Source organism: Citrobacter sp. Cb031 (assembly GCF_030336725.1).
Classification (GTDB): domain Bacteria; phylum Pseudomonadota; class Gammaproteobacteria; order Enterobacterales; family Enterobacteriaceae; genus Citrobacter; species Citrobacter braakii.
The window spans coordinates 29966-52863 of record NZ_JAOWDA010000027.1 but is presented as its reverse complement, the minus strand read 5'-3'; the positions used below and the strand labels follow the sequence as shown (position 1 = coordinate 52863).

Sequence of the window (22898 nt, the reverse complement as noted above, 5' to 3'; positions counted from 1 at the left end):
CAAGATGTACCCATAACGAGAACCGGTAATACCGGACAGTATGCAAACACAACAAGAGGATTTATGGCCGAGAACAAACCTGAGCTACAGCGTGGGCTGGAGGCTCGTCACATCGAATTAATTGCCCTTGGGGGGACAATTGGCGTCGGGCTATTTATGGGGGCCGCCAGTACCCTGAAATGGGCGGGACCTTCGGTTCTGCTGGCATACATTGTCGCCGGGCTGTTCGTCTTTTTCATTATGCGTTCTATGGGGGAGATGTTATTCCTCGAGCCGGTTGCCGGTTCATTTGCTGTTTACGCCCATCGTTATATGAGCCCCTTCTTTGGTTATCTCACCGCCTGGTCATACTGGTTTATGTGGATGGCGGTGGGGATATCAGAGATTACCGCCATCGGGGTGTACGTCCAGTTCTGGTTCCCGGAAATGGCACAATGGATACCCGCACTGATAGCTGTCGGACTGGTTGCGTTGGCAAATCTCGCCGCGGTTCGCCTGTATGGTGAAATTGAGTTCTGGTTTGCCATGATTAAAGTGACCACCATCATTGTGATGATCGTCATTGGATTAGGGGTGATTTTCTTCGGTTTTGGCAATGGCGGTCAGGCGATCGGCTTTGGCAACCTGACTGAGCATGGCGGCTTCTTTGCTGGTGGTTGGAAGGGCTTCCTGACGGCATTGTGTATTGTCGTGGCTTCTTACCAGGGTGTGGAGCTGATCGGCATTACTGCGGGTGAAGCGAAGAATCCGCAGGTCACGCTGCGTAGTGCAGTAGGGAAAGTGCTGTGGCGTATTCTGATTTTCTACGTCGGTGCGATTTTTGTTATCGTCACTATTTTCCCGTGGAATGAGATTGGCAGTAACGGTAGCCCGTTTGTTTTGACCTTTGCCAAGATTGGTATTACCGCCGCGGCAGGGATTATTAACTTTGTGGTCCTGACGGCGGCGCTGTCGGGCTGTAACAGTGGGATGTACAGCTGTGGGCGTATGCTTTACACGCTGGCAAAGAATCGCCAGTTACCTGCCGCCGTTGGAAAAGTTTCGCGCCAGGGCGTGCCGGTTGCCGGCGTGGCTATTTCTATCGCGATCCTGCTGGTTGGTTCGTGCCTGAACTACATCATTCCCAACCCGCAGCGTGTGTTCGTTTATGTCTATAGCGCCAGCGTGCTGCCGGGGATGGTACCGTGGTTTGTGATCCTGATAAGCCAGATACGTTTCCGTCAGGCGCATAAAGCGGCGATCGCCAGTCATCCTTTCCGCTCGATTCTTTTCCCGTGGGCGAACTATTTGACGATGGCGTTCCTGATTTGCGTATTAATCGGCATGTACTTTAATGAAGATACCCGAATGTCGCTGTTTGTTGGCATTATCTTCTTACTGGCCGTGACGCTCATTTATAAGGTTTTTGGCCTGAATCGTCATGGCACAGCCCAAAAATTGCAGGAATAAGCGACAAAACGCACAAACCATGACCAAACGATAATTTATTTTAAAAAAGCACTAGACAGCAGACCGAGACCTCCGTAATATCCAGCCCCGCAACGGCGCTAAGCGCCCGTAGCTCAGCTGGATAGAGCGCTGCCCTCCGGAGGCAGAGGTCTCAGGTTCGAATCCTGTCGGGCGCACCATTTAGTAAGGTGCCGGAGCTGCGGTGGTTTTAATACCGCGTAAAAGATTTGCAGTGGTGGCTATAGCTCAGTTGGTAGAGCCCTGGATTGTGATTCCAGTTGTCGTGGGTTCGAATCCCATTAGCCACCCCATTAATTTAAAGTTGTGAAATGCGAAGGTGGCGGAATTGGTAGACGCGCTAGCTTCAGGTGTTAGTGTCCTTAGGATGTGGGGGTTCGAGTCCCCCCCCTCGCACCACGACTTAAAGAATTGAACTAAAAATTCAAAAAGCAGTAAAACGGCGAGTAGCGCAGCTTGGTAGCGCAACTGGTTTGGGACCAGTGGGTCGGAGGTTCGAATCCTCTCTCGCCGACCAATTTTGAACCCCGCTTCGGCGGGGTTTTTTGTTTTCTGATTTTCCCTTCTCAGCCTTTATTTCCCCGAATTTCCTGATGTCTTAAAAAGTCCGGTTCCATTGTTTTTGCAGTGCAATCGTGGCATGCCTTGTGCAATAATATACGGGTAGATGCTCATTCCATCTCTTATGTTCGCCATCTGGCCTCATAAACTCAGGAATGATGCAGAGCCGTTTACGGTGCTTATCGTCCACAGACAGATGTCGCTCTGGCCTCATCAAACACCATGGACATAACGTTGAGTGAAGCACCCATTTATGTTGTCATACAGACCTGTTTAGCGCCTGCTCCAAAAGAGCGGGCGTTTTTTTATGCATATACACCTCATCCTTCAAGTCGCCTCGAAGCATCTCGAATGATTTGGTGTATATGAAATAACGGTAGGCCCGGTAAGCGAAGCGTCACCGGGCAAGAGGGAATTACTGCGGGGGATTGTTGTTCTGCAGCGTCAACATCAGGCCATCACGACGCATGGTGGCGGCTTCTTCCGGCTGATGCAGTCTGTCCAGCGCGTCAGCAAGCCAGGCGTAGTCATAGGCATCTGGACGCTGTTTGAGAGCGGCACGGAAGGCGAACGTGGCTTCCTGCCATTCGCCGTGCTTCATTAGCGACTGGCCCAGCGTGCTCCACAGTAATGGGCGATCGCCGACGGCTTTAATCTGCTGGCGCAACACTTTTTCTATCTGTTCCGGGTTGTTGGTTTTCAGACGCGGGATCGGCAGCACCAGGCGGTCGTCATACTGGCGTTTAAGACCATCAATGATGACCTGCTGTGCCGTATCGTGATCGTCACACTCAATCAGATGTTCAGCCATTGCCACCTGCAGGGCAACCTGGTGACGGGTTTTACGGTTCTGGTTTTTCCACCATGCACGTAGCCCCTCGCTGCCCTGATCGGCGCGAACCTGATCCATCAGACCAACCCATGCCTGCTGTTCCAGCATCGCGCGGTGCTCGTCATCACCCACGTGCGCTTTTGCCATGGATGGAATGATATCCAGTAACGAACTCCATGCACCGGTACGAATGTAGGCCTGTTCAGCCAGACGCAGCACTTCCGGATGACGTGGCGTCACTTCCAGCAGTTTATCTACGCTGTGGCGTGCGGCGTGATTTTCATTACGTGCCAGCTGCAGGCGAACGCGAGTGATTTCTACCGGGATCGTATCATTTCCGGCCAGTTCGGCAGCACGCTCAAGGTGTTGGTTGGCACGAGCTTCGTCACCGCGCTGTTGAGCAGCTTCTGCCGCCAGCAGGTAATTCACTACCGGCTGTTCTGCATGATCGGCGTTTTTCGACATCAGCTTTTCAACCTGCTGATAATCGCCTTCTGCCAGCTTGAGCAGCGCCTGCTCGGTCTGCTTACGGGCGCGACGACGCTTCCGACCGACAAACCATCCGCGGGTATGCGCGCCAGTGCGGAAAATTCGGCGCAGCAGCCATTCAATCGCAAACAAGACGACCATTGCGACGATCAGAATGATCACCAGACCCGTCACGCTGGTTTCGATATTGTAATTATCCGTCTGGATCAGCACGTAGCCCTGATGACCGGCAATCATTGGACCGACAACGATCCCGGCGATCAATAGCACAAAGAGCAATAATACTTTTAGCATCATTATTCTCCTTGCGGCGCAGTTGCCGGAGTTTCAGCTGAAGGCGCAGGAGCTGCTGCAACCGGCGCTGTGGCAGGCTGTGCCAGTAAATTACGTACGCGGGTCTGCATGAGCTTGTCGAGAAGCGCCTGGCTCTGCAGCGTTTCCGGTACGTCCATGCTGATGCTTTGTTGGCTCAGTTGGTCTACCTCTTCAAGGAAAGCTTTGGTGGCTGCATCGTCGGTGTCGTAGTAGGCGCGCACCCAGGTCGAGACGTTTTCCAGCGCCTGGCGATATGTTTCCTCCTGATGACGCGGCACGGCCTGGGCGGCCACTAACAGGCGAGAACGGATATTTTCACGTAAGTAAACGTCCTGGTTCGGTGCCAGCAGCGGGACGGCGGTTTCATCACGACGGCGAACGGTGATAAAGCTGTCCATAAAGTTCTGCCAGCTTTTTTGCAGATTGACGCGCCATTCGCTGATCGAGCTGGAAAGCTCGCTGCTGTCGGAATCCATCGGCGAATCGTCGGTATCGTTGTCGGCCAGACGCAGGTTATCAATCTGGTTAGAGAGTTGATTCACTTTCAGGATAATGCCGTCATAGTCGACCTGAGTCACCGCAGAGAGGCTCGCGATATCGTCGGTAATCGCGCGACGGGCGGTAATCAGGCTTGGGTCATTCATATCCGCCAGGCTGGCGTCAGCGCTTTTCAGCAGCGCCGCGGCGGTAGTAACGTCCTGATCGCTCCATAATTTGCGACCGGCCAGTTTCACCAGAAAATCAGCCTGCGCCAGCAGCCATGTCCCGGCATCGCTGCCGGAGATAGTGGCGACTTTTTGCTGGACTTCGTCAAGCTGTTTGACCAGCGCGGCCTGCTGGCGAGCGGCTTCATCCAGCTGCGTTGCCTGCTGCTTAATAATGCCTTCCAGCTCAGCTTTTTGGCTTTCTTGCGCTTTTTGCAACGCCGTAAGCTGGTTCGCCAGCGCATCGCTGGTAGCTGTCTGCGTTGTTGCCTGCTGTTTCCCCCAACCGTACAGCCCAACGCCTGCAGCCAGCGCAATAGCAATCGCCACAGCGCTCAGAATCAGCGCCGTGCTGTTCTTACTCTTTTTTTCAGTATTGACTGGCTGTGACGTGGTTTCCACGGCCTCCCTGGTCTCTTCAACCACGGCGGAGGATTTTTCTTGTTCCGTCATTATGGCATCCCATTATGAGAGTTATTGTAATGCGCGTAGTAGCGCATCGTTGTCGGCGTTATCAGCGACCTTAATATCTTGCCAGCCCAGTTCCCGGGCGAGGTGCGCCAGACGCTCACTGACGACCAGCAGCCGACAGCGTAGTAACCAGTGCTCACGATACCACTGCGGAATGAGCGACCAGAGCTGTTGTAGCATCTCTCCGCTGGTGACAACCACCGTGGTCACACCACGAGATTGCCAGCGCATCGCTTCTTCTGCACCATCGTAATATTTTGCACTGCGTTGATAACATTCACAAAAATTGACATCAGCTCCGCGTGCTGTCAGGGTTTCACCTATCAGCTCACGGCCACCATTGCCGCGTAATATTAGCGCGCGTTTTCCCGCAATATTTTGTAATTCAGGTAATTGTAGCAAGACTTCGCTAATTTCCCGATCCAGAGGGTAGTGAATATTGAAACCGCTAACGGTATGCAGCGCCAGCGCCGTTGTGCGACCAATGGCAAAATAACGCGGAAGGGAGGGCCAGCTTTTCCCCTGTTGCTGAAGCTCGGCATCTGCAAAGGTGACGGCGTGCTGCGAGAGGGCGAAGACCAGATCGTTTTCCGTTAGCGCCGACAGCCGGGAAGCAAGCGTTGCCAGTTCCCGACCGGGCGAAAACTCGATGAGCGGAAAGCTCCAGGCCACCCGCCCCAGTGTGCGCAGACGGCTCACTAACTCTTCCCCTGCGGGAGACGGGCGGGTGACCAGAATACTCATGCGGGGGCTTCTCCGTTGTAAACTTCAGCCAGAATGGTGCGCGCACCGTTCTCCAGCAGCTCTTCAGCCAGAGAGATGCCCATCTGTTCAGCTTCCTGCGCGGCGCCGCGACGTTCTCCGCATACCATCTGCGAACCGTCAGGCGCGCCGACCAGCGCCCGCAGCCAAATCTCACCGTTAATGAGTTCTGCATAACTGCCGATAGGGACCTGACATCCCCCTTCCAGGCGAGTATTCATGGCGCGTTCGGCTTTGACGCGCAGCGCAGTCTCTTCATGGTTGAGCGGCGCTAACAGCGCCTGAGTGCGCATATCATCCAGTCGACATTCTATGCCAACTGCGCCTTGCCCGACAGCGGGCAGGGAGACTTCCGGCGGCAGAGCGGTGCGGACTCGCGACTCAAGACCTAAACGTTTTAATCCGGCGACCGCCAGAATAATGGCGTCATAATCGCCGTTATCCAGTTTGCTCAGACGCGTACCTACGTTGCCGCGCAGCGAACGGATGACGAGATCCGGACGACGCTTTGCCAACTGGCACTGGCGACGCAAACTGGATGTCCCGACGATACTGCCTGCCGGGAGTTCATCCAGCGTGTTGTACTTATTTGAGACGAAAGCATCACGCGGATCCTCTCGCTCGCAAATGGTGACCAGTCCAAGACCGTCAGGGAACTCAACCGGCACATCCTTCATGGAATGCACGGCGATATCGGCGCGTTTTTCCAGCAGCGCGACTTCCAGCTCTTTAACAAACAACCCTTTCCCCCCGACTTTCGCCAGCGGGGTATCAAGGATCACATCGCCACGGGTTACCATCGGAACCAGTTCCACGATCAGACCGGGGTGGTTTGCCATTAAGGCGTCTTTGACATAATGTGCCTGCCAGAGCGCAAGGGGGCTTTGGCGTGTGGCAATTCTCAAAACATTGTCTAACATGCTTGTTACCGTCATTATCAATCATTGACCATCCTAACATCCTTATCAAAGGGATGTCAGCGTTACGCTCAAACGTGAGTGAGAGGAAAAGGCGCTGCATCATCACTGGCAGTGAATAATGACGAGAAACCTCCCGACCGTATGAAGGAATTTACACGTAACGAACGGTGCTACACTTGTATGTAGCGCATCTTTCTTTACGGTCAATGAGCAAGGTGTTAAATTGATCACGTTTTAGACCATTTTTTCGGCTGTACAGCATAAAAAAATATGGGCGAAAAAACAGGTAACGGTTATTTTTGACATACGGTTTATCCGAATTGATGACGATTATTGTGAGCGCTTGTGCCGCAGCAATCGACAACATGACGGATAGCAACATCAGGCGATACGTCTTGTACCTCTATATTGAGACTCTGAAACAGAGACTGGATGCCATAAATCAACTGCGTGTGGATCGCGCGCTTGCTGCCATGGGACCTGCCTTCCAGCAGGTATACAGTCTGCTGCCGACATTATTGCACTACCACCATCCGCTGATGCCGGGTTACCTTGATGGTAACGTTCCCAAAGGCATATGCCTTTACACGCCTGATGAAACCCAACGCCACTACCTGAACGAACTGGAACTGTACCGCGGTATGTCACCGCAGGATCCTCCCAAGGGCGAACTGCCTATCACCGGCGTTTACTCAATGGGCAGCACCTCTTCGGTAGGGCAAAGCTGTTCCTCTGACCTTGATATTTGGGTCTGCCATCAATCCTGGCTGGATAGCGAAGAGCGCCAGCTGCTGCAGCGTAAATGTAGCCTGCTGGAAAGCTGGGCCGCCTCGCTGGGCGTGGAAGTCAGCTTCTTCCTGATTGATGAAAACCGTTTCCGCCACAATGAAAGCGGCAGTTTGGGTGGTGAAGACTGTGGCTCGACGCAGCATATCCTGTTGCTTGATGAATTCTATCGCACCGCTGTGCGTCTCGCGGGTAAACGTATTCTGTGGAATATGGTGCCGGGCGACGAAGAAGAGCATTACGACGATTACGTCATGACGCTTTACGCACAGGGGGTGTTAACGCCAAACGAATGGCTGGATCTCGGCGGACTCAGTTCGCTCTCCGCCGAAGAGTACTTTGGCGCCAGCCTCTGGCAGCTGTACAAGAGTATCGACTCCCCGTACAAAGCGGTATTGAAAACGCTGCTGCTGGAAGCTTATTCCTGGGAATACCCCAATCCACGCCTGTTGGCGAAAGATATTAAACAGCGCCTGCACGATGGCGAGATCGTCTCTTTTGGTCTCGACCCTTACTGCATGATGCTGGAGCGCGTTACCGAGTACCTCACGGCGATCGAAGACCCGACTCGTCTGGATTTAGTGCGTCGATGTTTCTACTTAAAAGTGTGTGAGAAACTGAGCCGCGAGCGCGCCTGCGTGGGCTGGCGTCGTGAAGTATTAAGTCAGTTAGTGAAAGAGTGGGGCTGGGATGACGCCCGTCTGACCATGCTGGATAACCGCGCTAACTGGAAGATTGACCAGGTACGCGAAGCGCATAATGAACTGCTCGATGCGATGATGCAGAGCTATCGTAATCTGATCCGTTTTGCCCGCCGAAATAACCTCAGCGTGAGCGCCAGCCCGCAGGATATCGGCGTGCTGACCCGTAAGCTGTATGCCGCGTTTGAAGCATTACCAGGTAAAGTAACGCTGGTGAACCCGCAGATATCTCCGGATCTCTCGGAACCGAATCTGACCTTTATCCATGTGCCGCCGGGCCGTGCCAACCGTTCGGGTTGGTATCTCTATAACCGCGCGCCTAACATGGACTCGATCATCAGCCATCAGCCGCTGGAATATAACCGCTACCTCAATAAACTGGTGGCGTGGGCCTGGTTCAACGGCCTGCTGACCTCGCGTACGCATTTATTTATTAAGGGCAACGGCATTGTTGATTTGCCGAAGCTGCAAGAAATGGTCGCCGACGTGTCGCATCACTTCCCGCTGCGACTGCCAGCGCCAACGCCGAAAGCGCTCTATAGCCCGTGCGAGATTCGCCACCTGGCGATTATCGTTAACCTTGAATATGACCCGACGGCAGCATTTCGCAATCAGGTGGTACATTTTGATTTCCGTAAGCTGGACGTCTTCAGCTTTGGTGAAGAACAAAATTGCCTGGTGGGTAGCGTCGACCTGCTGTACCGCAACTCGTGGAATGAAGTGCGTACGCTGCACTTCAACGGTGAGCAGGCGATGATTGAAGCGTTAAAAACGATTCTCGGCAAAATGCACCAGGATGCCGCGCCGCCGGATAGCGTCGAGGTCTTCTGCTATAGCCAGCATCTGCGCGGTTTAATTCGCACCCGCGTGCAGCAACTGGTGTCTGAGTGCATCGAGTTGCGCCTCTCCAGCACCCGTCAGGAAACCGGACGCTTCAAAGCGCTGCGCGTTTCCGGTCAGACTTGGGGTCTGTTCTTCGAGCGCCTGAATGTCTCGGTACAGAAGCTGGAAAACGCGATTGAATTTTATGGCGCGATTTCACATAACAAACTGCACGGGCTTTCCGTTCAGGTTGAGACCAATCATGTGAAACTCCCGTCAGTGGTTGACGGTTTTGCCAGCGAAGGGATCATTCAGTTCTTTTTCGAAGAAACGGGTGATGAGCAGGGCTTTAATATCTACATTCTGGATGAGAGTAATCGGGCTGAGGTGTATCACCACTGCGAAGGTAGCAAAGAGGAGCTGGTACGCGATGTCAGCCGTTTCTACTCGTCGTCGCACGATCGCTTTACCTACGGCTCCAGCTTCATCAACTTTAACCTGCCGCAGTTCTATCAGATTGTGAAAACCGACGGGCGCGCGCAGGTGATCCCGTTCCGTACCCAGCCGATTAGCGCCGTGCCGCCCGTCAGTCAGGAAAACGACACTCCGCTGTTGCAGCAGTATTTCTCGTGAGCATGATGCCGGATAAGCGAAGCGTATCCGGCAATAAAACTTAACGGAAGCTCACCTCTTCACCCGCCTGCTGTGTCGCCGCCTGTTCTAGCAGATCCCAGAACGTTTCGCCGCTACGATCGCAGATCCACTCGTCGTCTTTCAGGTCAAAGTGGTAGCCGCCCTGTTTGGTCGCCAGCCACACCTGATGCAGCGGCTCCTGACGGTTAATAATAATTTTGCTGCCGTTTTCGAAGCTGATGGTCAGCACGCCGCCGTTGATCTCACAATCGATATCGCTGTCGCCGTCCCAGTCGTCCAGACGCTCTTCAATGGTCATCCACAGGGTGTCAGCAAGGCGATGAAATTCACTGTCGTTCATTTTCTTATCCTGTTTTTCGTGATGACGGCAGTATAACCTGAAACAAAACGCGTTGCAGATTACAGGCTAACTCTTGCTTTTACGCCTTCTCCTGCGATGATAGAAAACAGAAAGCATGAACTTTACAGGCAATCGATAATGAAAAACGTGTTAAAGCCACTCGCTGTCATTTTTACTCTGTTCAGCCTGACGGGCTGTGGGCTAAAAGGCCCGCTCTATTTCCCGCCAGCAGATAAAACCGCGCCGCCTCCGACCAAGAGCGTTCAGCCGCAATCACAATCCACCACGCCAGAGAAAAACGATCGTGGGATTAGTGACGGGCCTTCTCAGGTGAATTACTGACGGCAGGAATAGATGTATATTTCTGTACCCGCGTGAACGGAGTGAATGATGCAATTCTCTAAAATGCATGGCCTTGGCAACGATTTTATGGTCGTCGACGCGGTAACGCAGAATGTCTTTTTCTCACCAGAGCTGATCCGCCGCTTGTCCGACAGGCATCTCGGCGTTGGATTTGATCAACTGCTGGTGGTTGAACCTCCGTATGATCCGGAGCTGGATTTCCACTACCGTATTTTTAATGCTGACGGTAGTGAAGTGTCACAGTGTGGCAATGGCGCCCGCTGTTTTGCCCGCTTTGTTCGCCTGAAAGGGCTGACCAATAAGCGTGATATTCGCGTCAGTACCGCTAATGGTCGTATGGTATTAACCGTAACCGACGACGAGCTGGTACGGGTGAATATGGGTGAACCCAATTTTGAACCCGCGCAGGTTCCGTTTCGCGCCAACAAAGCAGAGAAGACCTATATTATGCGCGTGGCTGAACAGACAGTATTGTGCGGCGTGGTTTCAATGGGGAACCCGCACTGCGTAATTCAGGTTGATGATGTTGATACGGCCACGGTAGAAACGTTGGGGCCGGTTCTGGAAAGTCACGAACGCTTTCCTGAACGCGCCAATATCGGATTTATGCAGGTGGTAAAGCGCGAGCATATCCGGCTGCGCGTCTATGAGCGCGGCGCGGGTGAAACGCAGGCCTGCGGCAGCGGTGCGTGCGCCGCTGTTGCGGTTGGTATCCAGCAGGGCCTGCTGGCAGAAGAAGTGAGGGTGGAATTACCGGGCGGTCGACTTGATATCGCCTGGAAAGGTCCGGGTCATCCGCTGTATATGACTGGCCCGGCGGCACATGTCTACGACGGATTTATTCACTTATGAAGCAACCAGGGGAAGAACTACAGGAAACGCTCATGGAGCTGGACGACCGGGCGGTCGTCGATTACCTGCAACGTAATCCTGAGTTTTTTATCCGTAATGCCCAGGCAGTTGAAGCGATGCGTGTTCCGCACCCGGTGCGGGGCACGGTTTCTTTAGTGGAATGGCATATGGCGCGGGCACGTAATCATATTAACGTGCTGGAAGAGAATATGGCGTTGTTGATGGAACAAGCCAACGCCAATGAAAGCCTGTTCTATCGTCTGTTAAATCTGCAAGCCCGGCTGGTATCGGCCAGCAGTCTTGACGACATGCTGATGCGATTTCATCGCTGGGCGCGTGAGTTAGGGCTGGCTGGGGCGACGGTTCGTCTGTTCCCGGATCGCTGGCGACTTGGTGCGCCATCAAAATTCACTCATCTGGCATTAAGCCGTCAGGCTTTTGAACCGCTGCGTATTCAGCGTCTGGGCCAGTCACTACACTATCTTGGACCGCTCAATGGCCCGGAACTTCTGGTCATGATGCCCGAGGCGAAAGCGATAGGCTCGGTGGCGATGTCGATGTTGGGGCAAGATGGATCCCTGGGCGTGATGCTGTTCAGCAGTCGCGACGTTAATCATTACCAGCAGGGGCAAGGTACGCAATTACTGCAGGAAATCTCGCTGATGTTGCCGGAGCTGCTGGAGCGCTGGATTGAACGCGTATGACCGATTCACCCCTTTCTCAGGATGTGGCGCGCTTTTTACGCTATCTGGGCGTTGAGCGCCAGCTTAGCCCGATCACATTGCTGAATTATCAGCGTCAGCTTGATGCCATCATTGCGTTAGCCGGAGAGACCGGTCTGCAAAGCTGGCAACAATGTGACGCTTCGATGGTACGCAGTTTTGCCGTGCGCAGCCGTCGTAAAGGGCTAGGGCCGGCGAGCCTGGCGCTGCGTCTCTCCGCATTGCGCAGTTTCTTTGACTGGCTGGTTAATCAGGGCGAGCTGAAAGCCAATCCCGCAAAAAGTGTTTCCGCGCCGAAAGCACCGCGTCATCTACCTAAAAATATCGATGTCGACGACGTTAATCGTCTGCTGGATATCGACCTCAACGATCCCCTCGCCGTGCGCGATCGGGCAATGTTAGAAGTGATGTACGGCGCAGGGCTGCGTTTGTCTGAACTGGTTGGGCTGGATATTAAACATCTCGATCTCGACACCGGCGAAGTATGGGTGATGGGGAAGGGCAGTAAAGAACGTCGCCTGCCAATTGGCCGCAATGCAGTGGCGTGGATTGAGCACTGGCTGGACCTGCGGGGGCTATTTGGCTGCGATGACGATGCGTTATTCCTGTCAAAACTGGGCAAACGCATTTCTGCGCGTAATGTACAAAAACGCTTTGCGGAATGGGGGATCAAACAGGGGCTGAACAGCCACGTACATCCCCACAAATTGCGCCACTCTTTTGCGACGCATATGCTGGAGTCGAGCGGCGATCTGCGCGGGGTACAGGAGTTATTGGGTCATGCTAATCTCTCCACTACCCAAATCTATACCCATCTTGATTTTCAACACTTGGCTTCAGTGTACGATGCGGCGCATCCGCGCGCCAAACGGGGGAAATAATGCGTTTTTACCGGCCTTTGGGGCGCATTTCTGCGCTCACCTTTGACCTTGATGACACCCTTTACGATAACCGTCCCGTTATCACACGCACCGAGCAGGAAGCGCTCGCGTTTGTACAGAATTACCATCCGGCTCTGAATTCGCTGCAAAATAGCGACCTACAGCGCTTACGTCAGGCCGTTCGCGACGCCGAGCCGGAAATCTACCACGACGTTACCCAATGGCGTCACCGCGCCGTAGAGCGCGCTATGCTGGAGGCGGGATTGTCAGAAGCAGAAGCCAGAATGGGGGCAAATGCGGCGATGATGAATTTCGCCAAATGGCGTAGCCGCATTGACGTCCCGCAGGCGACGCATGACACGCTGAAGGCGCTGGCCCGCAAATGGCCGCTGGTGGCGATCACCAACGGTAACGCACAGCCAGAACTGTTCGGCCTGGGCGATTACTTTGAGTTTGTGCTGCGCGCCGGTCCCGACGGGCGATCAAAACCGTTCAGCGACATGTACGCGCTGGCGGCAGATAAACTGAAAATGCCTGTGGCTGAGATTCTGCATGTGGGCGATGACCTGACGACAGACGTGGCGGGGGCCATCCGTTGCGGTATGCAGGCCTGCTGGATCAAACCGGAAAATGCCGACCTGATGCAAACCGCAGACAGCCGTTTGCTGCCGCATATCGAAATTTCACAGTTGGCATCTCTGACCTCGCTGATATAATCACCAGCAGAACTCTGTATATATACCCAGCTTTTTGGCGGATGGCGCTACGCTTATCCGCCTTACCTACTTTTACGCGGCGGTGCCAATGGACGTTTCTTACCTGCTCGACAGCCTTAATGATAAACAGCGTGAAGCGGTGGCCGCGCCACGCAGCAACATGCTGGTTTTGGCCGGCGCGGGGAGTGGTAAAACTCGCGTGCTGGTGCACCGTATCGCCTGGTTACTGACGGTAGAGAACAACTCGCCATACTCCATTATGGCGGTGACCTTTACCAACAAAGCAGCGGCGGAAATGCGCCACCGTATTGGCCAGATCATGGGAACCAGCCAGGGCGGTATGTGGGTGGGTACATTCCACGGTCTGGCGCACCGTCTGCTGCGCGCGCACCATATGGATGCGAACCTGCCGCAGGATTTCCAGATCCTCGACAGCGAAGACCAATTGCGTTTGCTCAAGCGTTTGATCAAGGCGATGAATCTTGATGAGAAGCAGTGGCCGCCGCGTCAGGCGATGTGGTTTATCAATAGCCAGAAAGACGAAGGACTGCGCCCGCACCATCTGCAGAGCTATGGCAACCCGGTTGAGCAAACCTGGCAAAAGGTGTATCAGGCCTATCAGGAAGCGTGTGACCGCGCGGGGCTGGTGGATTTTGCCGAGCTGTTGCTGCGCGCCCATGAACTGTGGCTCAACAAGCCGCATATCCTGCAGCACTACCGCGAACGCTTTACCAATATCCTGGTGGACGAATTCCAGGATACCAACAACATTCAGTACGCCTGGATCCGCCTGCTGGCGGGCGATACCGGCAAAGTGATGATCGTTGGCGATGATGACCAGTCGATCTACGGCTGGCGCGGGGCGCAGGTGGAAAACATCCAGCGTTTCCTCACGGATTTCCCGGGCGCAGAAACTATTCGCCTGGAGCAGAACTACCGCTCGACCAACAACATCCTCAGTGCGGCCAACGCCCTGATTGAAAACAACAACGGGCGTTTGGGTAAAAAGCTGTGGACCGATGGCATCGACGGCGAACCAATTTCACTGTACTGCGCGTTCAACGAACTCGATGAAGCGCGTTTTGTGGTCAATCGTATCAAAACCTGGCAGGACAATGGCGGTGCGCTGGAACAGTGCGCCATTCTGTATCGCAGCAACGCCCAGTCGCGCGTGCTGGAAGAGGCGTTGTTACAAGCCAGCATGCCGTACCGTATCTATGGTGGGATGCGCTTCTTCGAACGCCAGGAAATCAAAGATGCGCTCTCCTACCTGCGCCTGATCGCTAACCGCAATGACGACGCTGCATTCGAACGTGTGGTGAATACGCCAACCCGCGGGATTGGCGATCGTACATTAGATGTCGTGCGTCAGACCTCCCGTGACCGCCAGCTTACGTTGTGGCAGGCCTGTCGTGAGCTGTTGCAGGAAAAAGCCCTCGCGGGTCGCGCCGCCAGCGCCTTACAGCGTTTTATGGAGCTGATCGATGCGCTGGCGCAGGAGACCGCCGATATGCCGCTGCACGTGCAGACTGACCGGGTGATTAAAGACTCCGGCCTGCGCATGATGTACGAGCAGGAAAAAGGCGAGAAGGGTCAGACGCGTATCGAAAACTTAGACGAACTGGTGACGGCAACGCGCCAGTTCAGCTACAACGAAGAAGACGAAGACTTAATGCCGCTACAGGCGTTCCTGTCTCACGCCGCGCTGGAAGCAGGCGAAGGGCAGGCGGATACATGGCAGGATGCGGTACAACTGATGACGCTGCACTCGGCGAAAGGTCTGGAGTTCCCCCAGGTATTTATCGTGGGTATGGAAGAAGGCATGTTCCCCAGCCAGATGTCGCTGGACGAAGGTGGGCGCCTCGAAGAAGAGCGCCGCCTGGCTTACGTAGGCGTGACCCGCGCGATGCAAAAGCTGACGCTGACCTACGCCGAAACGCGTCGTCTGTACGGCAAAGAGGTTTACCACCGTCCGTCGCGCTTTATCGGCGAACTGCCGGAAGCGTGCGTTGAAGAGGTTCGCCTGCGCGCCACGGTTAGCCGCCCGGTGAGCCATCAGCGAATGGGCACGCCAATGGCGGAAAATGATACCGGCTACAAGCTCGGCCAGCGCGTGCGCCACGCTAAGTTTGGTGAGGGCACCATCGTTAATCTGGAAGGAAGCGGTGAGCACAGTCGTTTGCAGGTCGCGTTCCAGGGGCAAGGGATCAAATGGCTGGTGGCAGCCTACGCCAGACTGGAAACGGTTTGATCGGTTTGGCTTTGCCGGATGGCGACGCTGGCGCGTCTTATCCGGCCTACAGACCGGGTAACATTTTGATTTCCAGGCCGGACAAGGCGAAGCCGCCATCCCGCTATCTGTCGGTTAATATTCTGAAATCATAGATAAATAATTCCCCTCTGCTAACCTTTTTGTATAAGGGGAAATTATTACTTTTTCGCCATCTGTTGCGTGTTGACGTCAAAATTTTGCTGGCGTAACATGCGCGCACGATTACGCTAAGAGGACATTCGCCTTGGACACACCCAGTAGATACTGGCTCATTATCCTGTCATCCAGGATCAACTCCTAAGGCTATCCCTTTTTGCTGATAGCCTTCGCGGTTGTCAGCGACCTTCTGTTTTTTCCCGTCGCGCTGAGTCAGGCTGTTTAATGGTCTGAAACCCAATTTGTTTCTGTGTGCCCTCCGAACTGTCCGATAATTTTTTGCATTGGGAGTCCCGGTCATGCTGAGCGCATTTCAACTGGAAAACAATCGTTTAACTCGCCTTGAGGCAGACGAAATCGAGCACCTGGCCAGTTCGGTTTGGGTCGATTTAGTCGAGCCGGATGACGAAGAACGAAACCGTGTGCAAAAGGACTTGGGCCAGAATCTGGCTACGCGCCCTGAACTGGAAGACATCGAAGCATCTGCGCGTTTTTTTGAAGACGAAGACGGTCTGCACATTCACTCCTTCTTCTTCTATGAAGATGCCGACGATCACGCGGGTAACTCAACCGTCGCATTTACCATTCGCGAAGGTCGCCTGTTTACTCTGCGCGAGCGCGAGCTGCCGGCATTTCGCCTGTACCGCATGCGTGCGCGTAATCAGGCGATGGTGGATGGCAACGCTTACGAGCTGCTGCTCGACCTGTTCGAAACTAAAATTGAACAGTTGGCGGATGAGATCGAAAATATCTACAGCGACCTGGAAAAACTCAGCCGTGTGATCATGGAAGGGCGTCAGGGTGATGAATATGACGAAGCGCTTTCGACGCTGGCGGAACTGGAAGATATTGGCTGGAAGGTCCGCCTGTGTCTGATGGATACCCAGCGCGCACTGAACTTCCTGGTGCGTAAAGCGCGTTTGCCGGGGAGTCAGCTGGAACAGGCGCGCGAGATTCTGCGCGATATCGAATCCCTGCTGCCGCACAACGAATCACTGTTCCAGAAAGTTAACTTCCTGATGCAGGCGGCGATGGGCTTTATCAATATCGAGCAAAACCGCATCATCAAGATCTTCTCGGTGGTCTCTGTGGTGTTCCTGCCGCCGACGCTGGTGGCTTCCAGCTACGGGATGAACTTTGAGTTCATGCCGGAACTGCACTGGAGCTTCGGTTACCCAGGGGCGATTGTCTTTATGATGCTCGCGGGTCTGGCACCGTATCTGTACTTTAAGCGCAAGAACTGGCTGTAATGGCTGTGCCGGATGGCGGTTACGCCTTATCCGGCACTTCTTCAGCTCCGACGTACCCGTCGTTGCGTATAAATCGCATCCATCACGAAAACTGCCAGCGCCACCCAGATAAACGCAAACGTGACCATTTTATCCGCTCCCGGAACTTCACCGTAGAAAGTGACGGCCAGCAGGAACATTAGCGTGGGTCCGATATACTGGAAGAAACCCAGCGTGGACAGACGCAGGCGGGTCGCTGCGCCGGTAAAGCACAGCAGCGGAATGGTGGTCACGACACCTGCAGCAATCAGCAGCAGATTGAGCGACATGGGGTTTTGCCCCATATGGCTGGTTGGGCTGTCCGCGATGCCAAACAGATAGATAGCCGCAACAGGTAAAAGCCACAGGGTTTCGATCAGCATGCCGGTTTGTGCTTCGACGGCAATCTTCTTGCGTACCAGACCATAGAAAGCAAAGCTGAACGCCAGGCCCAACGCGATGATTGGCAGCGATCCGAAGGTCCACAGCTGTACCAGTACGCCGCAGGCGGCTAACAGTACCGCCAGCCACTGCATGCGACGAAAGCGCTCGCCGAGGAAAAGCATTCCCAGCACAATATTCACCAGTGGGTTAATAAAATAGCCCAGGCTGGCTTCCAGCATATGATGATTATTGACCGCCCAAATGAACAGCAGCCAGTTTCCACCGATGAGCACTGCAGAGAGCGCCAGCAGGAAGATCTTCTTTGGCGTTTGTAGCAGCGTTTTGATGCCCGACCACTGGCGGCTGATGCTCATCAGTACCACCATAAAGAAAAATGACCAGATGACGCGATGCGTCAGGATCTCATCCGCCGGGACATAGTAAATCAGCTTGAAGTAGGCAGGAGCGATACCCCAAATAAAATAAGCAGCAAGAGCGAGTAACACGCCCTGCCGCGTTTGTTTAGCATCCATCGGGAAAACTCATTTCAGAAATGTAACAGCAGTTTACCTTTTTTTGAGCACTTACCCCACCATATAAGTGGCGGTTGCGCTGGCAATATAAAGCTGTTCTTCGTTATGCAGTTCCACGCGCGCAACGGCGACTTTATTCCCCGCCCGCAGCAGGCTACTGGTGGCGGTAAAGCGATTTCCTCTCCCCGGGCGCAGGTAATCAACGCGCAAATCGATTGTCCCCATACGTGACATTCGCTGACGCAGTTCGTCCTCGCTGATCGTCTCATGGCGGGTCAGCGTACTGCCAACGCACACCAGCCCGGCGGCAACGTCCAGCGCCGACGCGATCACGCCGCCATGCAGAATGCTTTGCGCCCAGTTGCCGACCATCATCGGTTGATTATTAAAGGCTAATTGAGCAAATTCTTTCTCATAGCGTTCAAGCTCCAGACCCAGCGCCCGGTTAAAGGGCATATGATAGACAAACATTTCACCCACTAACTTCAGCGCTTCCTCAGCAGTAAGTACGGCAGACATACGATCCCTACATCTCAATGGTTAATGAAATGTTGATATTATGCTTATTATTTGTTGTTTTCTACTTTAGGACGGGATAACTAACGAGGAGCTCGCTAAGTATGTAGAATACTTGCCAGATAATTATACAATTCATCAATATTTTGGTTCAGGAGAACATTACCGATGCGGGCGATTCTGGGATGGTTACTACCAGCAGTCATGCTGCCGTTGACCGCGTATGCGCAGGAAGCGACAGTGAAAGAGATTCATGATGCACCGGCGGTTCGCGGCAGTATTATCGCCAACATGCTGCAGGAGCATGACAACCCTTTCACGCTTTATCCTTATGAGACCAACTATCTCATCTACACCAATACCAGCGACATGAATAAAGAGGCGATCAGCAGCTATAGCTGGTCCGAAAATGCGCGCAAAGATGAGGTTAAGTTTCAGCTAAGCCTGGCGTTTCCGCTCTGGCGAGGAATATTAGGCCCGAACTCGGTACTCGGCGGTTCCTATACCCAGAAGTCCTGGTGGCAGCTTTCGAACAGTGAAGAGTCTGCACCGTTTCGCGAAACCAACTATGAACCGCAATTGTTCCTCGGTTTCGCCACCGACTATCGCTTTGCCGGTTGGACGCTCCGCGATGTCGAAATGGGCTATAACCATGACTCCAATGGTCGATCCGACCCCACCTCACGTAGCTGGAACCGCCTTTACACCCGGCTGATGGCTGAAAACGGTAACTGGCTGGTGGAAGTTAAGCCGTGGTACGTTATCGGCAGCACTGACGATAACCCTGATATCACCAAATATATGGGCTACTATCAGTTGAAAATGGGTTATCACCTGGGTGACGCGGTGATCAGTGTGAAAGGCCAGTACAACTGGAATACCGGCTACGGCGGCGCAGAGCTGGGGGCTAGTTATCCCATTACGAAGCATGTGCGTCTTTATACCCAGGTCTACAGCGGCTACGGCGAATCACTGATTGACTACAACTTCAATCAGACCCGTGTTGGCGTGGGTGTAATGCTTAACGATATCTTCTGACAGGTATTGAGAGTATTTTAATCATTGCAGTTTCTCTCTCAGGCGCTGAAAATAGCGCCTGTTTTTATTTCAGGCTAATGGGGTTAATGTGGCGCAGGCGGAAGTGTTGAATCTGGAAATGGGCGCTAAACAGGTTTTGCAGGAAACCTTTGGCTACCAACAGTTTCGCCCTGGTCAGGAAGAAATCATTGATACCGTGATCGCTGGTCGCGACTGCCTGGTCGTTATGCCGACCGGTGGCGGAAAATCCCTGTGCTATCAAATTCCCGCATTATTGCTTAACGGCCTCACCGTTGTTGTTTCTCCGCTGATTTCTCTGATGAAAGATCAGGTCGATCAACTGCTTGCCAACGGCGTGGCGGCCGCGTGTCTGAACTCCACCCAAAGTCGTGAGCAGCAGCTTGAGGTGATGGCAGGCTGTCGTAGCGGGCAGATTCGCTTACTGTACATTGCGCCCGAACGCCTGATGCTGGATAACTTCCTTGAAAATCTGGCGCACTGGAACCCGGTGCTGCTGGCGGTTGATGAAGCGCACTGTATTTCGCAGTGGGGGCATGATTTCCGCCCGGAATACGCCGCGCTGGGGCAGTTGCGTCAGCGTTTCCCAACTCTGCCGTTTGTCGCGCTGACCGCGACCGCGGACGAGACAACCCGGCTGGATATTGTGCGTCTGCTGGGGCTCAACGACCCGTTAATTCAGATCAGCAGCTTTGATCGCCCGAATATTCGCTACATGTTGATGGAGAAGTTTAAGCCGCTCGATCAACTGATGCGCTACGTGCAAGAGCAGCGCGGTAAGTCCGGTATTATCTACTGTAACAGTCGCGCTAAAGTAGAAGATACCGCCGCGCGTCTGCAAAGCCGAGGCATTAGCGCCGGGGCTTATCATGCCGGGCTGGAAAACGCTGTACGTGCAGAAGTGCAGGAGAAATTCCAGCGTGATGACCTGCAAATCGTCGTAGCGACCGTGGCGTTTGGCATGGGAATCAACAAACCCAACGTACGCTTCGTGGTGCATTTCGATATTCCGCGCAACATCGAGTCCTATTATCAGGAAACCGGCCGCGCCGGGCGTGACGGCCTGCCTGCGGAAGCAATGCTGTTTTACGATCCGGCTGATATGGCATGGCTGCGCCGTTGCCTCGAAGAGAAACCCGCCGGGCAACTGCTGGATATCGAACGGCATAAGCTCAATGCGATGGGGGCGTTTGCCGAGGCGCAAACCTGTCGTCGTCTGGTGCTGTTGAACTATTTTGGCGAGGGGCGTCAGGAGCCGTGTGGTAACTGCGACATCTGTCTCGACCCGCCAAAACAGTACGACGGACTCATGGATGCGCGCAAAGCGCTGTCGACTATCTACCGTGTTAATCAACGCTTTGGTATGGGTTATGTCGTGGAGGTTTTGCGCGGAGCGAATAACCAGCGAATTCGCGAGCTGGCCCATGACAAGCTGCCTGTCTATGGCATTGGTCGTGAGCAAAGCCACGAACATTGGGTAAGCGTTATCCGCCAGCTTATTCATCTTGGGCTGGTGACGCAGAATATTGCTCATCACTCCGCGTTACAGCTAACCGAAGCCGCGCGTCCGGTACTGCGTGGTGATGTTGCGCTACAGCTTGCGGTACCGCGTATTGTGGCGCTGAAACCGCGAGCGATGCAGAAATCCTTCGGTGGCAATTACGATCGCAAACTGTTCGCCAAATTGCGGAAGCTGCGTAAAGCCATTGCTGATGAAGAAAATATCCCGCCGTATGTGGTGTTCAACGACGCCACGCTGATTGAAATGGCTGAGCAGATGCCAGTTTCACCGAGCGAAATGCTGAGCGTTAATGGCGTGGGGATGCGTAAACTTGAGCGTTTTGGCAAAGAGTTTATGGCGCTTATTCGCGCGCACGTTGATGGTGACGACGAAGAGTAGTCAGCCAGGCAAAAAAGTGCCAGGATGGTGACTCACTGAACTATTTCCCCCGCGAGTCATTTTTATGTTAACGCTATTTTTCACCGTTGCGTTGGTGCATATCGTTGCGCTGATGAGCCCTGGTCCCGACTTTTTCTTTGTTTCTCAAACAGCGGTTAGCCGTTCGCGCAAAGAAGCTATGATGGGCGTGCTGGGTATTACCTGTGGCGTCATGGTCTGGGCTGGCGTAGCGCTGCTCGGCCTACATCTGATTATCGAAAAAATGGCCTGGCTGCACACCATTATTATGGTGGGCGGGGGGCTGTATCTGTGCTGGATGGGTTATCAGATGCTACGCGGCGCGTTTAAAAAACAGGATGTTGCGACTCCCACTCCGCAAGTTGAGCTGGCGCAGAGCGGACGCAGCTTTTTGAAGGGGCTGCTGACCAACCTGGCGAACCCTAAAGCCATTATCTATTTTGGCTCCGTGTTCTCATTGTTCGTTGGCGATAACGTGGGAACGGGCGCACGCTGGGGGATCTTTGCCCTGATCATCGTGGAAACGTTGGCGTGGTTTACCGTAGTCGCCAGCCTGTTTGCACTGCCGAAAATGCGTCGTGGCTATCAGCGTCTGGCGAAGTGGATTGATGGTTTTGCCGGTGCGCTGTTTGCGGGCTTCGGTATCCACCTGATTATTTCGCGTTAAGTTCCTTCCGGGCCGGATAAGCGCAAGCGCCTCCGGCGCCTTCATCAGGCATGCCGTGCCGAGGCTAACAAGGCGCCTATCAGCATAAACAGCGAGCCAAACACTTTGTTTAACGCTTTCATTTGCTTTGGCCCTTTAATCCAGCCAGCAATGCGCGTGGCCAGCGTCGCGTAACCGATCATCACAATGATATCGACCACGATGGTCGTGACGCCAAGCACCACATACTGCATTAACTGCGGTTCCTGCGGCAGGATAAACTGCGGGAACAGGGCGGCAAGGAAAACAATGCTCTTGGGGTTGGTCAGATTAACAAAGACAGCGCGTTTAAACAGGCGGCTGCGCGATTGCGTATTCGCCATGGTGTTCAGATCGATAGCACCCGCCGCCCGCCATTGCTGAATACCCAGCCAAATCAGATAGGCCGCCCCCGCCCATTTCAGCACCTCAAATGCGATAACCGAACGTGAAAATAGCGTTCCCAGTCCTACGCCAACCAGAACGATATGAATGCCAAGTCCTGTCTGCAAACCAGCAATCGACGCGCTGGCGCCGCGATAACCGTGACTGATGGCGGTGGTCATGGTGTTGATTGCGCCAGAGCCTGGAGACAAGCTCAAAATAATAGAGGTCAACAGGTAGGCGAACCACCATTCAAAGGTCATGAGAAACTCCCGGATTGTCTATTTTTATGCCACAATACGCTACTGCCGTTAGGTTGTGTCAGCGACGGCGAAAAAAACGATTTTACTTGGTCAGCGAGGCTGGAT

The 22898-nt window shown here is 53.9% G+C and carries 21 protein-coding genes and 4 tRNA genes; 17 read left to right on the top strand and 8 right to left on the bottom strand.

What is annotated here, in order from left to right:
- Nucleotides 1-63 precede the first annotated feature (63 nt).
- The 5 genes from thrP (at nucleotide 64) to OGV93_RS12705 (ending at nucleotide 1984) form a co-directional block, all read left to right on the top strand.
- Nucleotides 64-1449 carry a bifunctional threonine/serine APC transporter ThrP gene (gene thrP / locus OGV93_RS12725; RefSeq protein WP_047358749.1) on the top strand — a complete coding sequence of 462 codons (1386 nt, stop codon included), beginning with the start codon at nucleotides 64-66 and terminating at the stop codon, nucleotides 1447-1449.
- 102 nt (nucleotides 1450-1551) lie between these two features.
- Nucleotides 1552-1628 (top strand) — tRNA-Arg (locus tag OGV93_RS12720).
- 56 nt (nucleotides 1629-1684) lie between these two features.
- Nucleotides 1685-1760: transfer RNA gene (locus OGV93_RS12715), tRNA-His, on the top strand.
- A 20-nt stretch (nucleotides 1761-1780) separates the two neighbouring features.
- Nucleotides 1781-1866, top strand: a tRNA-Leu gene (locus OGV93_RS12710).
- Nucleotides 1867-1907: 41 nt separating this feature from the next.
- Nucleotides 1908-1984: transfer RNA gene (locus OGV93_RS12705), tRNA-Pro, on the top strand.
- Between the two features lie 459 nt (nucleotides 1985-2443).
- Here OGV93_RS12705 and hemY read toward each other — a convergent pair.
- The 4 genes from hemY to hemC are packed head-to-tail and all read right to left on the bottom strand — an operon-like array spanning nucleotide 2444 to nucleotide 6521.
- Nucleotides 2444-3643: a protoheme IX biogenesis protein HemY gene (hemY, locus tag OGV93_RS12700; RefSeq protein WP_016155120.1), complete on the bottom strand. Its 1200-nt coding sequence runs from the start codon at nucleotides 3641-3643 to the stop codon at nucleotides 2444-2446.
- Between the two features lie 2 nt (nucleotides 3644-3645).
- Nucleotides 3646-4821, bottom strand: coding sequence for a uroporphyrinogen-III C-methyltransferase (gene hemX / locus OGV93_RS12695; protein WP_019078439.1), 1176 nt, complete (start codon nucleotides 4819-4821; stop codon nucleotides 3646-3648).
- 21 nt (nucleotides 4822-4842) lie between these two features.
- Nucleotides 4843-5583: a uroporphyrinogen-III synthase gene (gene hemD / locus OGV93_RS12690; protein WP_101701054.1), complete on the bottom strand. Its 741-nt coding sequence runs from the start codon at nucleotides 5581-5583 to the stop codon at nucleotides 4843-4845.
- Nucleotides 5580-6521, bottom strand: coding sequence for a hydroxymethylbilane synthase (gene hemC, locus OGV93_RS12685; protein ID WP_016157846.1), 942 nt, complete (start codon nucleotides 6519-6521; stop codon nucleotides 5580-5582). Before hemC ends, hemD begins: the two co-directional genes overlap by 4 nt.
- 395 nt (nucleotides 6522-6916) lie before the next feature.
- On the opposite strand from hemC, the gene cyaA reads away from it, so the two are divergent.
- The gene (cyaA, locus tag OGV93_RS12680) at nucleotides 6917-9463 is read left to right on the top strand and encodes a class I adenylate cyclase (RefSeq protein ID WP_019078435.1); all 2547 of its coding nucleotides are present in this window, start codon (nucleotides 6917-6919) and stop codon (nucleotides 9461-9463) included.
- 40 nt (nucleotides 9464-9503) lie between these two features.
- Here cyaA and cyaY read toward each other — a convergent pair whose 3' ends face one another.
- A complete protein-coding gene (gene cyaY / locus OGV93_RS12675; RefSeq protein WP_080860388.1) occupies nucleotides 9504-9824 on the bottom strand; it encodes an iron donor protein CyaY in 321 nt (106 codons plus the stop codon).
- A 138-nt stretch (nucleotides 9825-9962) separates the two neighbouring features.
- Here cyaY and lptM point away from each other — a divergent pair, with 138 nt between their 5' ends.
- From lptM to corA, 8 genes are all read left to right on the top strand, one after another.
- The gene (lptM, locus tag OGV93_RS12670) at nucleotides 9963-10166 is read left to right on the top strand and encodes an LPS translocon maturation chaperone LptM (RefSeq protein WP_003017937.1); all 204 of its coding nucleotides are present in this window, start codon (nucleotides 9963-9965) and stop codon (nucleotides 10164-10166) included.
- Nucleotides 10167-10214: 48 nt separating this feature from the next.
- Nucleotides 10215-11039 (top strand): diaminopimelate epimerase, encoded by an 825-nt coding sequence (dapF, locus tag OGV93_RS12665; protein ID WP_016155126.1) that lies wholly within the window; start codon nucleotides 10215-10217, stop codon nucleotides 11037-11039.
- The gene (locus OGV93_RS12660) at nucleotides 11036-11743 is read left to right on the top strand and encodes a DUF484 domain-containing protein (protein ID WP_047358746.1); all 708 of its coding nucleotides are present in this window, start codon (nucleotides 11036-11038) and stop codon (nucleotides 11741-11743) included. The genes dapF and OGV93_RS12660 overlap by 4 nt, the downstream gene beginning before the upstream one ends.
- Nucleotides 11740-12642 carry a tyrosine recombinase XerC gene (gene xerC, locus OGV93_RS12655; protein WP_049040600.1) on the top strand — a complete coding sequence of 301 codons (903 nt, stop codon included), beginning with the start codon at nucleotides 11740-11742 and terminating at the stop codon, nucleotides 12640-12642. Before OGV93_RS12660 ends, xerC begins: the two co-directional genes overlap by 4 nt.
- Nucleotides 12642-13358 (top strand): 5-amino-6-(5-phospho-D-ribitylamino)uracil phosphatase YigB, encoded by a 717-nt coding sequence (gene yigB, locus OGV93_RS12650; RefSeq protein WP_016155129.1) that lies wholly within the window; start codon nucleotides 12642-12644, stop codon nucleotides 13356-13358. Before xerC ends, yigB begins: the two co-directional genes overlap by 1 nt.
- Nucleotides 13359-13446: 88 nt before the next feature.
- Entirely contained in the window at nucleotides 13447-15609 is a 2163-nt protein-coding gene (gene uvrD, locus OGV93_RS12645; protein WP_016155130.1) for a DNA helicase II, read from the top strand.
- Between the two features lie 265 nt (nucleotides 15610-15874).
- Entirely contained in the window at nucleotides 15875-15931 is a 57-nt protein-coding gene (gene ysgD, locus OGV93_RS12640; RefSeq protein WP_212723238.1) for a YsgD/CorL family protein, read from the top strand.
- A 154-nt stretch (nucleotides 15932-16085) separates the two neighbouring features.
- Nucleotides 16086-17036, top strand: a complete 951-nt coding sequence (gene corA, locus OGV93_RS12635; RefSeq protein ID WP_003017920.1) for a magnesium/cobalt transporter CorA — start codon at nucleotides 16086-16088, stop codon at nucleotides 17034-17036.
- A gap of 41 nt (nucleotides 17037-17077) precedes the next feature.
- Here the strand turns inward: corA and rarD are convergent, their stop codons facing one another.
- On the bottom strand, nucleotides 17078-17971 hold the full coding sequence (rarD, locus tag OGV93_RS12630; RefSeq protein ID WP_016155131.1) for an EamA family transporter RarD: 894 nt from the start codon (nucleotides 17969-17971) through the stop codon (nucleotides 17078-17080).
- Between the two features lie 51 nt (nucleotides 17972-18022).
- A complete protein-coding gene (gene yigI, locus OGV93_RS12625; protein WP_003017917.1) occupies nucleotides 18023-18490 on the bottom strand; it encodes an acyl-CoA thioesterase YigI in 468 nt (155 codons plus the stop codon).
- Between the two features lie 165 nt (nucleotides 18491-18655).
- On the opposite strand from yigI, the gene pldA reads away from it, so the two are divergent.
- The 3 genes from pldA (at nucleotide 18656) to rhtC (ending at nucleotide 22128) form a co-directional block, all read left to right on the top strand.
- Nucleotides 18656-19525, top strand: coding sequence for a phospholipase A (gene pldA / locus OGV93_RS12620; RefSeq protein WP_016157849.1), 870 nt, complete (start codon nucleotides 18656-18658; stop codon nucleotides 19523-19525).
- Between the two features lie 88 nt (nucleotides 19526-19613).
- A complete protein-coding gene (gene recQ / locus OGV93_RS12615; RefSeq protein WP_019078429.1) occupies nucleotides 19614-21443 on the top strand; it encodes an ATP-dependent DNA helicase RecQ in 1830 nt (609 codons plus the stop codon).
- Nucleotides 21444-21507: 64 nt separating this feature from the next.
- Nucleotides 21508-22128, top strand: coding sequence for a threonine export protein RhtC (rhtC, locus tag OGV93_RS12610; protein WP_016155134.1), 621 nt, complete (start codon nucleotides 21508-21510; stop codon nucleotides 22126-22128).
- A gap of 44 nt (nucleotides 22129-22172) precedes the next feature.
- Here the strand turns inward: rhtC and rhtB are convergent, their stop codons facing one another.
- On the bottom strand, nucleotides 22173-22793 hold the full coding sequence (gene rhtB / locus OGV93_RS12605) for a homoserine/homoserine lactone efflux protein (protein WP_003828938.1): 621 nt from the start codon (nucleotides 22791-22793) through the stop codon (nucleotides 22173-22175).
- Nucleotides 22794-22898 lie beyond the last annotated feature (105 nt).